This window comes from Aliivibrio sp. EL58, from assembly GCF_900312675.1.
GTDB lineage: Bacteria > Pseudomonadota > Gammaproteobacteria > Enterobacterales > Vibrionaceae > Aliivibrio.
The window spans coordinates 31013-45847 of the sequence record NZ_OMPC01000011.1; the positions used below are offsets into that span (position 1 = coordinate 31013).

The 14835-nt window shown below is 39.8% G+C and carries 15 protein-coding genes; 12 read left to right on the forward strand and 3 right to left on the reverse strand.

From position 1 onward, the window contains the following. The first annotated feature begins 117 nt into the window (after positions 1-117). The 3 genes from ED622_RS17490 to ED622_RS17500 are packed head-to-tail and all read left to right on the forward strand — an operon-like array spanning position 118 to position 3103. On the forward strand, positions 118-687 hold the full coding sequence (locus tag ED622_RS17490; RefSeq protein ID WP_122036280.1) for a YecA family protein: 570 nt from the start codon (positions 118-120) through the stop codon (positions 685-687). Between the two features lie 11 nt (positions 688-698). Further along, positions 699-1886 carry a 2-octaprenyl-6-methoxyphenyl hydroxylase gene (gene ubiH / locus ED622_RS17495; RefSeq protein WP_122036282.1) on the forward strand — a complete coding sequence of 396 codons (1188 nt, stop codon included), beginning with the start codon at positions 699-701 and terminating at the stop codon, positions 1884-1886. Between the two features lie 2 nt (positions 1887-1888). Continuing rightward, positions 1889-3103 (forward strand): FAD-dependent 2-octaprenylphenol hydroxylase, encoded by a 1215-nt coding sequence (locus ED622_RS17500; protein WP_122036284.1) that lies wholly within the window; start codon positions 1889-1891, stop codon positions 3101-3103. A 72-nt stretch (positions 3104-3175) separates the two neighbouring features. On the opposite strand, the gene ED622_RS17505 is transcribed toward ED622_RS17500, so the two are convergent. After that, positions 3176-3379, reverse strand: a complete 204-nt coding sequence (locus tag ED622_RS17505) for a DUF1107 domain-containing protein (protein WP_122036286.1) — start codon at positions 3377-3379, stop codon at positions 3176-3178. A 456-nt stretch (positions 3380-3835) separates the two neighbouring features. Next, positions 3836-4792, reverse strand: coding sequence for a tRNA-modifying protein YgfZ (gene ygfZ / locus ED622_RS17510; protein ID WP_122036288.1), 957 nt, complete (start codon positions 4790-4792; stop codon positions 3836-3838). 181 nt (positions 4793-4973) lie between these two features. Between ygfZ and ED622_RS17515 the strand changes: the two genes are divergently transcribed. Beyond that, positions 4974-5234, forward strand: a complete 261-nt coding sequence (locus ED622_RS17515; protein WP_122036290.1) for a succinate dehydrogenase assembly factor 2 — start codon at positions 4974-4976, stop codon at positions 5232-5234. 405 nt (positions 5235-5639) lie between these two features. Here ED622_RS17515 and nadB read toward each other — a convergent pair whose 3' ends face one another. After that, the gene (gene nadB / locus ED622_RS17525; protein ID WP_162922566.1) at positions 5640-7259 is read right to left on the reverse strand and encodes an L-aspartate oxidase; all 1620 of its coding nucleotides are present in this window, start codon (positions 7257-7259) and stop codon (positions 5640-5642) included. Positions 7260-7575: 316 nt separating this feature from the next. On the opposite strand from nadB, the gene rpoE reads away from it, so the two are divergent. From rpoE to era, 8 genes are all read left to right on the forward strand, one after another. Next, a complete protein-coding gene (gene rpoE / locus ED622_RS17530) occupies positions 7576-8154 on the forward strand; it encodes an RNA polymerase sigma factor RpoE (RefSeq protein ID WP_122036448.1) in 579 nt (192 codons plus the stop codon). A gap of 30 nt (positions 8155-8184) precedes the next feature. After that, on the forward strand, positions 8185-8802 hold the full coding sequence (locus tag ED622_RS17535; RefSeq protein ID WP_122036296.1) for an RseA family anti-sigma factor: 618 nt from the start codon (positions 8185-8187) through the stop codon (positions 8800-8802). Further along, on the forward strand, positions 8802-9779 hold the full coding sequence (gene rseB, locus ED622_RS17540; RefSeq protein WP_122036297.1) for a sigma-E factor regulatory protein RseB: 978 nt from the start codon (positions 8802-8804) through the stop codon (positions 9777-9779). Before ED622_RS17535 ends, rseB begins: the two co-directional genes overlap by 1 nt. Before the next feature lie 5 nt (positions 9780-9784). Next, positions 9785-10270, forward strand: a complete 486-nt coding sequence (locus ED622_RS17545; RefSeq protein WP_122036299.1) for a SoxR reducing system RseC family protein — start codon at positions 9785-9787, stop codon at positions 10268-10270. A gap of 89 nt (positions 10271-10359) precedes the next feature. Beyond that, positions 10360-12153: a translation elongation factor 4 gene (gene lepA, locus ED622_RS17550; protein ID WP_061003173.1), complete on the forward strand. Its 1794-nt coding sequence runs from the start codon at positions 10360-10362 to the stop codon at positions 12151-12153. Positions 12154-12271: 118 nt separating this feature from the next. Further along, a complete protein-coding gene (gene lepB, locus ED622_RS17555; protein ID WP_122036301.1) occupies positions 12272-13174 on the forward strand; it encodes a signal peptidase I in 903 nt (300 codons plus the stop codon). A gap of 10 nt (positions 13175-13184) precedes the next feature. Next, positions 13185-13856: a ribonuclease III gene (rnc, locus tag ED622_RS17560; RefSeq protein WP_122036303.1), complete on the forward strand. Its 672-nt coding sequence runs from the start codon at positions 13185-13187 to the stop codon at positions 13854-13856. Further along, the gene (gene era, locus ED622_RS17565; RefSeq protein WP_122036305.1) at positions 13856-14821 is read left to right on the forward strand and encodes a GTPase Era; all 966 of its coding nucleotides are present in this window, start codon (positions 13856-13858) and stop codon (positions 14819-14821) included. Before rnc ends, era begins: the two co-directional genes overlap by 1 nt. Positions 14822-14835: the final 14 nt, after the last annotated feature.

A 14835-nucleotide genomic window follows, 5' to 3' on the forward strand; every position in this document is an offset into this window, starting at 1 on the left:
TTAATAAAACAACAATATGATGAAAAGATACGCAATTGCGAGAGATAGTGAGTTTTCTGAGTATGCTCAAAGTGGTAGCATTGCGCTATCAATTATAAATACAGAGATCGTCTAATTATGAGCGAAATTAAAATACCTGAATTCCTGGCTGTTGAGTCAGTTCTAAAAGACAGCGGACTGGCTGTTACGCCATCAGAATTACATGGTTTACTGACTGGAATGATCAGCGGTGGATTATCGTTAGACGATCAAACCTGGAAACCTCTTATTTATGATTACACGAATGATGGGATGGGATGGCCAGACAGTGCTATTCAAGTTGGGACTCAGGCTTTCCAATCAACAATAGAAGAACTGACGTCGGAAAAAATGGCGTTATCGCTATTAATTCCTGATGAAAAAGAAACGCTAATGAATCGCGCAGACGGTTTAAGTGAGTGGGTTAACCACTTTATTTCAGGGCTTGGCTTAGTCGGTCTAAAAATGGATAACGCCTCTGATTCACTTAAAGAAGCGCTTTTAGATTTAGAAGAGATAGCACGCTTAGGTATTGATGAAGATGATGATCTTGAAGAGCAAGAAGATCTATTTGAACAAGTATTAGAACATGTTCGTATTTGTGTATTAACCATTCATGCTGAGTTAGGGCAGAAAGTACATAAAGACGCATCGAAAACAGTACATTAACGGGCAATGCTATGACACATTATGATGTAGTGATCGTGGGTGGAGCAATGGCAGGGGCAACCTTGGCTTTAGCTTTGGAAAAAATGAATCAAGAGACATTATCGATCGCGGTAATTGAAGCGTTAGAGCCAAATTTGGATCAACACCCAGGTTATGACTCGAGAAGTATCGCCTTATCAAATGGCACCGCTCAATTATTACAAGATATTGGTCTTTGGTCAGAGATCGAATCATTTTCAACGGCCATTCATCATATTCATGTGTCAGATCAGTATCATATGGGATTAACAGAATTAACCTCTAAAGAGCTTAATGTTGATGGCCTAGGTTATGTGGTGGAGTTAGCTGATGTTGGTCGTTTTTATCATCAAAAACTAGCTAACTCTAAAAATATTGCTCTGCTTTGTCCTGCCTCCGTTGTTAATATCGAGCGTGAAATAGCAGTCTCTACCTTAACGTTATCTACGGGCGAGGTGATTTCAACATCGTTAGTGATTGCGGCTGATGGCGCGGAATCTAAAACGTGTAAGAGTATGAATATTGAGAGTCAGAATGATGATTTTCAGCAAGTTGCTATTATTGCAAATATCACGACCGATATTCATCCTCAAGGTAAAGCATTTGAACGTTTTACTGAGCATGGGCCGTTGGCTTTACTTCCTATGTCCAAAGGACGCAGCTCTTTAGTTTGGTGCGTAAGCCCTGAAGAGTCACAACAGATACTAGCTTATGATGATGCTACTTTTTTAGAGCATCTACAACGTGCTTTTGGGTGGCGTTTAGGCCAGTTAATTAAAACAGGTAAGCGTGCACATTATCCACTATGGTTACGTCGCCAAAAGCAGCATGTATCGCATCGTTTTGCTGCCATAGGTAATGCCGCTCAAACGCTTCACCCGATTGCGGGACAAGGCTTTAATCTAGGGATTAGAGATGTTTTTTCTTTAGCTGAATGTATCTCTCAAGCCAATCAGCTGGGGCGTGATGTCGGTGAATATGCTGTACTTTCAACATATCAAAAACGTCGCCAACCTGATCAACAACAAACAATAGGCATGACAGCAGGGCTGATCTCTATTTTTGCAAATAATGCGTTTCCCATGATTATAGGAAGAAATGTAAGTTTGTGTGCTGTTGATACTTTCCGTGCTTTTTTAAAGCCCTTAACATTACGAGCTATGGGCAGAGTGAATAGATAATTATGATGCAAAGTGTAGATATTGCGATTATTGGTGGTGGCATGGTTGGTTTGACTGTTGCCGCTGCATTAGAAAATAGTGGATTACGAATCGCCATCATTGAAAGTAAATTACCTGACACTGAGTTGGCCGATTTACCGGATGTGCGAGTGTCTGCGATTAGTCGAGCAAGTGAAAATATTTTAGAGCATGTTGGTGCATGGCAAGGGATTGTTGCTCGAAGAGCCTCTCCTTATTCTTCAATGAAGGTATGGGAGCAAGACAGTTTCGCTCGTATTGAATTTGAAGCCGAGCAGATAGCTCAGCGTAATTTAGGACATATTGTTGAAAATCGAGTAATTCAGCTGTCACTACTTGAGAAAGTATCAAAACAAGAAAACGTAACACTATTAGCACCAGAGCGTTGCAGTAATATTATGTTTGGTGAAAGCGAAGCGTGGCTTAATTTAGAATCAGGAAAAGCGGTGACCGCTAAGCTTGTTGTTGGCGCAGATGGTGCTAATTCATGGTTACGCCAGCAGGTTGATATCCCTCTTACCCATTGGGATTACGGACACAGTGCATTAGTTGCTAATATTAGAACTGTAGAGCCTCATGATAAAACAGCCCGTCAAATATTTAGACCAGAAGGACCATTAGCATTCCTTCCATTAGGTGAAGATAATTTAAATTCAATAGTATGGTCATTAGATCCTCTTCATGCAGAGAATTTAGTGTCAATGCCAGAAGAAGAGTTTAATAAGCAGCTAACCGCCGCATTTGATAATCAACTGGGCTTATGCAAAGTTGAAGGTGAACGACAAGCATTTCCTTTAAAAATGCGCTACGCCAAAGACTTTGTAAAAGAACGCGTTGTCCTTGTGGGTGATGCTGCACATACCATTCACCCATTAGCAGGACAAGGGGTGAATTTGGGTTTAGCTGATGCCGCGGCATTAGCTGAAACTATTAATGAGTTGCATCAAGAAGGCAAAGATATCGGACTAAAAACGAATTTACGCCCTTTTGAGCGCTGGAGAAAAGCAGAAGCGGCACAGATGATTGCCTCAATGCAGGGATTTAAAGAGTTGTTTTCTGGGTCTAATCCGATTAAAAAGTTAGTTAGAGGGATCGGTATGTCTCTGACTAATGAAGTCACTCCCGTTAAAGATGAATGTTTGAAACGAGCATTAGGTGTGTCTGGCCGATTACCAAAAATAGCTCAGAATAAAGCATAATTTACATTGTTATAGATATAAAAAAGGTAGCGTTAGCTACCTTTTTTATTTGTATCGATTTTACATATGGGTCTAGTAAGAAAGTCGTAATCGAGCTACTTCCAAGTTAATCTCTTTTATCATTCGATATTGTTCGCGTTCCGCTTGAGAAGGGATAATTAATTTCCCTGCTTCAAACCTAAACTCTCCAATACCATGAATATGAATCTTTCCGTTAAATAGTCGACTAATATGTTTAGCAATCATGCTTGGTGCATAGTGCTTAAAAAATCGCATCACATTATCCTTTAGTGATTAATACAACACAGCGCTTTATGTGCTTTAGCCATATTATAAATCAGAACAGATGAAGGTTGTGTTACAAATGTAGGATAGAGTGATGATGAAGTCAGTTTTTGTGTTTTTATGTTCTTAAATTTGATCTTTATCCAATATTAAACACTATCAATAGCTAGAAAAAGATAAAAAAAAGCCCGAATAAATTCGGGCAAACAGTCACAGATGCATTTCCAATATATAGATACATTGGAGTAAATTGTTTGGAGTTAAACAATTTATGCGTTCTTTTGTAAGAAAAGAACACAGTAAAGATAGCTAAAGAATAACTAACTTGCTACTTATTCATAAAAAATAAATAACAATTCATATTTGTTGGCTGAAATCTGCGTTTAAGATCAATAATAAAATGCAATCGTGTAAATTAATCTTATTTTTGATACAAAAATAATCGTCTTATTCGTCATCAAGAGAGTATGGAAGAGACATTTTCTCCCAAATAGACTCTTGAAGCTTGAATTGAGTGTCATCATCAAGATCATTTGGAAGAATAGCTAAGGCAAGGGTATGGCCATCTTCGTAACGGAAAGCAGAAACAATCGTTCCGCCTTTACGCCAGTTTTCACCAACACTACGCTCAATGGCATCGCCAGCAACTGGAGCTTGTTCTGATTGACCAGAAACAAGATACATTGCTCGCTTATTTATGCCTCGGTACTTAGCTCTTGCGACAGTTTCTTGGCCGGTATAGCAGCCTTTTTTAAAGCTAATGCCACCAATAGCCTGCAAGTTCATTGCTTGAGGAATATGCTCATTAACTAATGGCTTATCAAGTAGAGGAAGACCCTGTTGAATAGTGTAAAGCTCCCACAAGGATTCATCACATAGGGTTGCTTGAGTTAATGATGATAGTAGAGCTTCTTTATGTTCATTTGTTGTCACTAGTAGCCATTGTGACTCACCTGTTTTTGCAAAAGTACCAAATTGAGAGGTACGAACAAAGCTTTGTGAATCTGTATTCTCATTAATCCAAGCTTCTGCTTCTTGTCCGGTAAAGCCTAGTAATACATCGTCAGATATAGTGATATCAACTTTAGAAAATACTGAATATTTTTTGATTTCAGTTAATTCAGTTTCAATCGCACTTTTACGTTGAAATAAGGCATAACCTTCGTTGTGATGGAAAAGCTGAAAGATACTCCATAACTTACCTTTAGCATCACAGTGGCCACCAAACGTTATCTCATCTTGAGCTAACGCCACTACATCGCAAGTAATTTGGCCATGTAGATAGGATTTTTTATCGTTACCTACCATGGTAATTAATGCCCAATTATTCAATTCTGAAATGGCAAAGCTTGGTAAGGTAGCGTCTTTTTTAATGGATAATTCTGGGAATAAAGTGCTCATCATTACATTCTTATTTGGTTAGGTCATTTCCCTTATAGTAAATGTCTGCATTTTAAATGTCAGTAAAAAGAAACAAGTAGTTTTATGTCTCATCTTCTTCATCTTGTGACTTTAGATCATGGTTGTCGTAGAAAGAGACTGGTAGACTCCAGTGAGTTATTTCTATTTTTAAACTAGGTACAGTATGTATAGTGTCGAAGAGAAAGCACGAGTAAAGTGGGCTTGCCGTCGTGGGATGCTGGAATTAGATGTGGTAGTGATGCCATTTTTTGACGAATGTTTTGAGGAGCTAACAGAAGCTGAACAGCAAAACTTTGTTTCATTATTAGAGTGCGATGATCCTGATTTATTTACATGGATCATGGGCCACGGACGCAGTGATAATCTTGCTCATGCATCTATGATTGATAAGATCGTTGAGCATAACCTCAGTAAGCTCCGTTAAGGTCACTCTTAACTTTTCATCTATCGCCTACCTTACATTGCATGGTTGTTATTTTTGCATTGGGTGGGTGATGGTATTGATGGATGCAATTCTATTTCCTCTGATCCCCCTCCTGTTTTATTTTATACATCGACATATCACGTCTATTTATCACCAATTACTAGAACGACAAGGCGATTACACGTTTGTAAGAAAGCCTTCTGATTATCATCGAGATTGGATTGTTACGCGTGTTTTTTGGGTGAGTAAAAATATAATCATTATTCATGCGCATAATGATTATGTAGGGCAGTATTTTTATCTATTTCAGGATTCGATGGGGATAAATGAACAGCATCAATTCAGTGTGCTTTTAAGATAGACCACACCCTAGCAATACGTAGAGTGTGGTATTTAAAGAGATGATTAGTTGAAGCTTTTAGGCGTTAGAATTGTTGGACCTGATTCTTCAAGTGCTTCAGGGTAATCTAGCGTGTAATGTAAACCACAGCTTTCTTTACGTTCCATCGCGCAACGTACCATTAATTCAGATACATCAAGCAGGTTTCGCAGTTCGATCAAGTTATTAGAAACGCGGAAATTACTGTAGTAATCATGGGTTTCTTGTTTCAATAATTGAATACGACGAAGCGCGCGCTCTAAACGCTTATCAGTACGAACAATTCCCATGTAATCCCACATAAATAAACGCAATTCATGCCAGTTATGTTGAATCACAACTTCTTCATCAGAGCACTCAACCTGGCTTTCATCCCATGCAGGCAATGATGGTGGTAGCTCACGATTATTCATGTCTTTGATAATATTTTCTGCAGCAGACCATGCATAAACAACGCATTCTAGCAGAGAGTTCGAAGCTAAACGGTTTGCGCCATGAAGACCCGTATAACTCACCTCCCCAATCGCAAATAAACCATCAATATCCGTTTGGCCTTGTTTATCAACCATAACACCACCGCAGGTATAGTGAGCAGCAGGCACGATTGGAATAGGCTCTTTAGTCATATCAATACCAAATGAAAGCAGTTTTTCATTAATGGTAGGGAAGTGATGGTGAATAAAGTCTTCTGGTTTATGGCTAATGTCTAAGTACATGCAATCAGCACCTAAACGTTTCATTTCAAAGTCGATAGCACGAGCCACGACATCACGAGGAGCAAGCTCACCACGATCATCAAAGTCAGGCATAAAACGTGTACCATCTGGACGACGTAGATAAGCGCCTTCACCGCGAAGAGCTTCTGTCATCAAGAAGTTACGTGCATCAGGATGGAATAGGCACGTAGGGTGAAATTGGTTGAATTCTAAGTTTGCTACACGACAACCGGCACGCCAAGCCATCGCAATCCCATCACCTGAAGATACATCAGGGTTAGAAGTGTACTGGTAAACTTTAGAGGCGCCACCCGTTGCTAAAACCACAAACTTAGCGCGAACGGTTTCAACATGTTCTGCATCACGGTTCCAAATATAAGCCCCAACGACTTTATCTGCTTCTCCACCCACTTTATCTTCTGTGATTAAGTCGAGCGCATTGTGACGTTCAAAAATAGTGATGTTAGGGTGGTTTAGGACGTTGTCTTGTAGCGAATTTTGCATCGCTTTACCCGTAGCATCTGCGGCGTGCAGAATGCGGCGATGGCTATGACCACCTTCACGAGTTAAATGAAATTTTGGATCGGTAATGTCGGTTTCTTTTTCATCATCATGATCAAAAGGAACTCCGCCATCAATTAACCATTGAACGCAATGCTTCGCATTTTCAGCAATAAAGGTGACAACATCTTTATCACAAATATGGGCACCTGCAATAAGGGTGTCATCTACATGAGACTCTACGGTATCACTTTCATCAAATACGGCAGCAATGCCACCTTGAGCGTAGTAGGTAGAGCCTTCATTACGAGGGCCTTTACTTAAAACGATCACCTTTCCATGTGGTGCGACTCTAAGTGCAAGTGAAAGACCAGCAGCACCACTGCCTATGACTAAAACGTCGCAACTGTGTTCATTGGTTATGTTCATATATTCATCATTTTCCTGTGATAATCCGATCATTTTATCAGAATCTAGACAGCAGCGTCACATTTTGAGGTGGAATCTTAAATATCAAGAATAAAAAATAGAAAGTGAGAGGTTAAAACGAGGTAAAAATATCCTTAAATCAATCATTGAACTATTAAATTGATAAAAAAATGTAATAATAAAGGAACTTTCTAAAGATTAGAAACTCATACATAGTGCTCAAGTTAATCGTGGTATAGCTGATTTACTGTCAGTTATTTGCGTAATCTAAACTTTATGCGCATCTAAGAAGAATAACATGGGAGTACCCGCTCCAATGAGTGAGCAGTTAACAGATCAAGTTTTAATTGAGCGTGTTCAGCGTGGTGACAAGCAAGCCTTTAACCATTTGGTAATTAAATACCAAAACAAAGTATGTAGTCTTGTTGCTCGTTATGTAAAAAACAGTGGTGATGTGCCAGATGTCGCGCAAGAAGCGTTTATTAAAGCGTATCGAGCGTTACCGACTTTTCGTGGTGACAGTGCATTTTACACCTGGTTGTATCGCATTGCAGTGAATACAGCAAAGAATTACCTTGTCGCTCAAGGACGCAGACCGCCAGCATCGGATGTTGATGCCGAAGAAGCTGAATATTATGAAGGGGCTAGTGCACTAAAAGAAGTCACTAATCCAGAAAATTTATCATTAACTGAAGAATTACGACAAATTGTATTTTCGACAATTGATGGTTTACCAGAAGATTTAAAAACAGCAATTACACTGCGAGAGCTAGAAGGCTTAAGTTATGAAGATATTGCTGCTGTAATGGAGTGTCCGGTTGGTACGGTTCGTTCGCGTATTTTCCGAGCTCGTGAAGTTGTTGAGAAAAAGATCCAACCGCTGATGCAGCGTTAATTATTTTCCAACGGTCAAACGGTGAAGACAATGACTGATAAAGAAAAAATTTCTGCGTTTATTGATAATGAAGAGATGGACAATGCGTTCATTGAATCGTTGTCGCGTGAAGAAAATACAGAAACCTGGAAAAATTACCATTTAATTGGTGATGTAATGAGAGGCGAAGCGCCAGAAGCTAAAGCGTGGGATATTTCCGCTAGTGTTGCGCTTGCTCTTGAGGATGAACCTGTTCATCAAATGAATGAGACTGTGACGGAGTTTATGCCTTCGCAGCCGACCCCTAATGAGGCAAAGAAAACGTTGCCAAGTTGGTTAACTCAGTTTAGCCAAGTTGCGATGGCAGCATGCTTCTCATTAGTCGTTATTGTTGGTGTACAGCAATATAATGGGTCAGATTCGAGTATTATCCCATCAAGTGGAGATATTCAGGTCCTTGATACAATTCCATTTAGTGGAACGGCTGAGCCAGTAAGCTTAACTCGAGACTCTTTGGTTAAGAAAACATCAACAGAAGCAGATGTGATGGAGCAGCGTAAACGCATTAATGCGATGCTGCAAGATTATGAATTACAACTTCGCTTAAATGCTCACGATGGTTCTATTGATCGTAATTTATTAGAGACAAATACAACATTGGCAGAATAATGAAACGTATCCTGATCAGCTTTATCGCTTTGATCAGCTTCTTTCCAATAACAGCCTCAGCGGAAGAAACGCCTTCTGCTGAGGCTTTGTTGCATCAAATGGGAGAGGCGAGTCATAAACTAAATTATGAACTTTCTTATATTTTAGTTAAGAAAAATAGCATTGAACCTTTTATGTACCGTCATTCTCATACTGACAACATGACGTTATCTCACTTGGTCTATTTAAGTGGTTCGATGCGTGAAGTTATTCGCCGTAATGACGAAATTTCATATTTAGAGCAGGGCAGTAAACCTTTTTCAATACAATCTGAGTCCATTGTTGCTCCAATTATTCCTTTGTTGCATAAGGATATAATTCCCCTTAATAAATATTATGATTTTGTTTCAATGGGAAGAGCAAGAGAGGCGGGTTCACCTGCGCAAGTGATACGGATCGTGTCAAAGGATGGAACGCGTTACTCTTACATCGTATGGATTGATGAGCGTAGTAACTTACCACTACGTACCGACCTAGTAAGCCGTGATGGTGACATCATTGAGCAATATCGCGTAGTGTCATATACCGTCAATGATCAAATTTCGGATTATATGAAGCAACGTTTAGGTGATGTTGAGTTACCTAAAGTGGTATCGCCATTACCGACAACGCAAGACCAAGCGATGTGGAGTGTTAGTTGGGTGCCAAATGGCTTTAAAGAGAGCGATTTCAAACGTTATCGTTTGGCTATGAATCAACGTTCAGTTGAGAGCCAAATGTATTCTGATGGCTTATTTAATTTTTCGGTCTATATTTCAGAAGCGGATAAACTTAGCCATGCAGAGCAATCGATCCAACAAGGCAGACGTTCGTTATATAGTTATGTTCAAGGGGACTATGAAATTAGTGTCGTCGGGGATATTCCTGCGATAACGGCAAAACGTATTGCTAAATCTATTGTATTTCGTACTTCAGAAGTAGACAGCGAGGCGAAGTAATTATAATGATGACCGCATTAGCAACGGTACTTGAAATCCAAGATGATATAGTCGTTGTCGGCTGCCAGCAGAAGAGTAGCTGTAATCATTGTTCCTCTAAAGATTCCTGCGGTACCGGTATTGTATCAAAAGTGCTTCCGGGAAAAGTCCACCACTGGGCTTTTCATACAGATAAGAAACTAACGGTAGGGCAAATGGTTGAAATCGGATTGCCAGAAAAGAATTTACTGCAATCTGCCGCTATTGTTTATCTGGTACCGTTATTTTTTCTTCTGTTTGGTGCGCTATTTTCGGAGTGGCTAATCTCTCCATTAATTGGAATTGGTGAAATCACAACCATTACCATTTCAGCACTTTCAGCGTGGGGAGGATATTTTATTGCGAAACGCCTTTCTCATCGAATTGAACAGAACACAGAACAACAAGTTAGCCTCGTTCGTATCCTTGGTGAGCCGATTTCTGACACTATCTCAGTAAATGCTGCAGGATAAGATAGCGACTTGCGAGGAAATTGGGTAGAATCCCATTACTTGATCTCACGATCCAATCCCATTAACTAATTGAGTTTGTCACGTCATTCATGAAGCATATTCGTAATTTTTCTATTATTGCCCATATCGATCACGGTAAATCAACACTATCTGACCGCCTAATCCAAGTTTGTGGTGGCCTGTCAGACCGTGAAATGGCAGCACAAGTTCTTGATTCAATGGATCTAGAACGTGAACGTGGTATTACCATTAAAGCCCAGAGTGTTACTCTAGACTATACGGCGAAAGACGGTGAAACCTATCAACTAAACTTCATCGATACACCAGGACACGTTGACTTCTCTTATGAAGTATCGCGTTCACTTGCCGCTTGTGAAGGCGCATTATTGGTAGTCGATGCAGGTCAAGGTGTAGAAGCACAGACTTTAGCAAACTGTTACACCGCAATTGAAATGGATTTAGAAGTAGTTCCAATCTTAAATAAGATTGATTTACCTGCGGCTGATCCAGAACGTGTTGCAGAAGAAATTGAAGAAATCGTAGGCATTGACGCGATGGAAGCAACGCGTTGTTCTGCAAAAACAGGCTTAGGTGTTGATGAAGTTCTTGAAACTATCGTTAAATCAATTCCAGCACCAGAAGGTGATCCTGAAGGCCCAACACAAGCCCTAATTATTGATTCATGGTTTGATAACTACTTAGGTGTTGTTTCTTTAGTTCGAGTTAAACATGGCTCACTTAAGAAAAATGACAAAATCAAAGTAATGAGCACAGGCCAAGTTTGGGGTATTGACCGCATTGGTATCTTTACACCAAAACAAATTGATACTGATGGATTAAATACCGGTGAAGTTGGCTGGGTTGTTTGTGGTATTAAAGACATCCTAGGCGCACCTGTAGGTGATACGCTAACACACGCTAAAGGCGGTTGTGAAGAACGCCTACCTGGTTTCAAAAAAGTGAAACCACAGGTATATGCAGGTCTGTTCCCAGTATCTTCTGATGATTACGAAAACTTCCGTGATGCATTAGGTAAGTTAAGTCTAAACGATGCATCGCTTTTCTATGAACCAGAAAGCTCTGCAGCACTTGGGTTTGGTTTCCGTTGTGGCTTCCTTGGAATGCTGCATATGGAGATTATTCAAGAGCGTTTAGAGCGTGAATATGATCTTGATCTAATCACAACAGCACCGACAGTAGTTTATGAAGTAGTATTGAATAATGGTGATTTACTGTATGTAGATAGCCCATCAAAACTACCTGCTGTAAACGACTTAGAAGAAATTCGTGAACCTATCGCTCGTTGTAATATTTTAGTTCCAGCTGAGTATTTAGGTAATGTAATTACGTTATGTGTTGAAAAACGTGGTATCCAAGTTGATATGGTTTATCACGGTAACCAAGTTGCACTGACGTATGATGTTCCTATGTCTGAAGTTGTTCTAGATTTCTTTGACCGTTTGAAATCAACCTCTCGTGGCTACGCGTCACTGGATTACAACTTCCAGCGTTATGAAGTATCTAACATGGTACGTGTAGATGTGTTAATCAATGGCGACAGAGTTGACGCACTAGCGATCATTACTCACCATGAGAATGCACAAAGCCGTGGTCGTTTATTGGTTGAGAAGATGAAAGAATTCATCCCTCGTCAAATGTTTGATATTGCTATTCAAGCTGCGATTGGTGCTCACATTATTGCGCGTTCAACAGTGAAGCAATTACGTAAAAACGTAATCGCAAAATGTTACGGTGGTGATATCAGCCGTAAGAAAAAACTGTTGAAGAAGCAGAAAGAAGGTAAGAAACGTATGAAGCAGATTGGTAATGTTGAATTACCTCAAGAAGCTTTCCTTGCGATTCTTCATGTAGGTAAAGATTAGTTTTTTATTTCTGATTATTCAGAGTGATATAAATTAAACTTTATTACAGCTCAAAGAAAGCGATGATCAATGGTCTTCGCTTTCTTTGTTATTGCAACACTTAACTTAAGGGAATGAAATGGCTAACACTTTTTCACTTATATTAGTTCTAGTAACACTATTTACGGGTGTTGTTTGGGCTATTGATAAATTCGTATGGGCACCAAAGCGCAAACTAAAAATTGCAGCGGCAAGTGAGCAAGCGAATGGACAAGTTGATGAAGCAAGACTCGCAAAAGTTGCCCCACAACCTGCATGGATAGAGCAATCTGTTTCTATTTTTCCAGTGATTGGCCTTGTTTTAGTGTTGCGCTCATTTATTTATGAGCCGTTCCAGATCCCATCCGGTTCGATGATGCCGACGCTTTTAGTCGGTGATTTTATCTTGGTCGAAAAATTCTCTTATGGAATTAAAGATCCAGTTTGGCGTTCACAACTTGTAGAGACGGGTAAGCCTGAGCGTGGTGATGTTGTTGTTTTTAAATATCCGCCACAGCCAAATATAGACTATATTAAACGTGTAGTCGGTAAACCAGGTGATACTGTTATTTACAGTTCTTCAAAACAGTTGTGTATTAAGCCAAAAGGCGAGAGCAAGTGTAATATTATCCCGTTAACGAACATGAAAGACAGTGAATTCATGCAAGATCGTACTAACTTAGTTCAATATACCGAGCAGTTAGCAAAAGAGACAACGCATGATATTTTGGTTAACCCTATGAGAGCTGATCGTGTATCTATGTACCAACCACGACCAGGTTACAATGAATGGGTTGTACCAGAAGGTAACTACTTTGTGATGGGCGATAATCGTGACAACAGTGCCGACAGTCGTTATTGGGGTTTTGTTCCTGAAGCGAATTTAGTGGGTAAAGCGGTCGGGATCTGGATCAGCTTTGAATTTGAACGTGGTAGCGATAGTGTGCTGCCTTCCTTTATTCCTACTGGTGTGCGTTTTAACCGCATCGGTGGCATAGACTGATTGAAAGATTATGAATTCTTCATTACAACGCTTAGAAAAGAAAATTGGCTATCAATTTAAAGATGAAAACTTTTTAAAATTAGCGTTAACACATCGTAGTGCAAACGGCACTCATAATGAACGCCTAGAATTTCTTGGTGATTCAATCTTGAGTTTTGTTATTGCTGATGAGTTGTATCATCGATTCCCTAAAGTGGACGAAGGTGATATGAGTCGTATGCGTGCAACCTTAGTTCGTGGCCATACGTTAGCTGAACTAGGGCGTGAATTCCAGTTGGGTGATTACCTATTTTTAGGCCCTGGTGAATTGAAAAGTGGTGGTTTCCGTCGTGATTCGATTTTAGCGGATGCGGTTGAAGCGATCATTGGTGGCATCTACCTAGATAGCGACACTGAAGTTATCCGTGGGATTATTTTGGCATGGTACAAGACTCGTTTAGATTCAATTGAACCTGGTGTATCACAAAAAGATCCAAAAACACGTCTTCAAGAGTACCTACAAGGTCGTCGTAAGCCGTTACCAACGTACACAGTAACAAAGATTAAAGGTGAAGCTCATAATCAAGAGTTCACTATTGAATGTATCGTAGCTGGCTTGGATGAGCCTGTTATCGGCAAAGGAAGTAGCCGCCGCAAGGCAGAACAGTCGGCTGCTGACATAGCATTAGGACAAGTAAACTAATGTCAGATGAAAAAGAATTTGATCTAGATGCGTACTTCTCATCAGAAGCTAAAACAGAATCTAGCGACAACCAACACTGTGGCTTTATTGCTATCGTTGGTCGCCCAAACGTAGGTAAGTCAACACTTCTAAACCAAATTTTGGGACAGAAGATTTCGATTACTTCACGTAAGCCTCAAACGACTCGTCACCGTATTATGGGTGTTGATACGGATGGAGACTATCAAGCTATTTACGTTGATACTCCAGGTCTTCATATTGAAGAGAAACGTGCAATTAACCGCTTAATGAACCGTGCAGCAAGCTCATCATTGAGTGATGTTAACTTGGTTCTATTTTTGGTTGATGGTACTCACTGGACTCCTGATGATGAAATGGTATTGAACAAGCTGAGAAAAGCGGAGTTCCCTACGGTTTTATTAGTAAATAAAGTTGATAACGTTAAAGATAAAAATGACGTTATGCAGCATCTTCAAACCATGACTGAAAAAATGGACTTTGTAGATGTTGTACCAATCTCTGCAAAATCAGGTTCAAACGTTGATTTTGTGCAAAAGTTGGTTCGTCAGTATTTACCAAAAGCAGTACATCACTTCCCTGAAGAGTATGTAACTGATCGTTCTCAACGTTTCATGGCGTCTGAAATTATTCGTGAAAAGCTAATGCGTTTTACGGGTGAAGAATTGCCATATTCTGTTACTGTTGAAATCGAACGTTTTGATTACAATCCTAAGATGGATGGCTTCCATATTAACGGTCTTATTCTTGTTGAGCGTTTAGGTCAAAAGAAAATGGTTGTTGGTAAGAATGGCGAGAAGATCAAGGTTATTGGTCGTGAAGCTCGTATTGATATGGAAGGCTTGTTTGACCGTAAAGTGTATTTAGAGCTTTGGGTTAAAGTTAAATCTGGTTGGGCTGATGATGAGCGAGCACTTCGTTCTCTAGGCTACATCGACGATTTATAATTTCTAGAAACTAG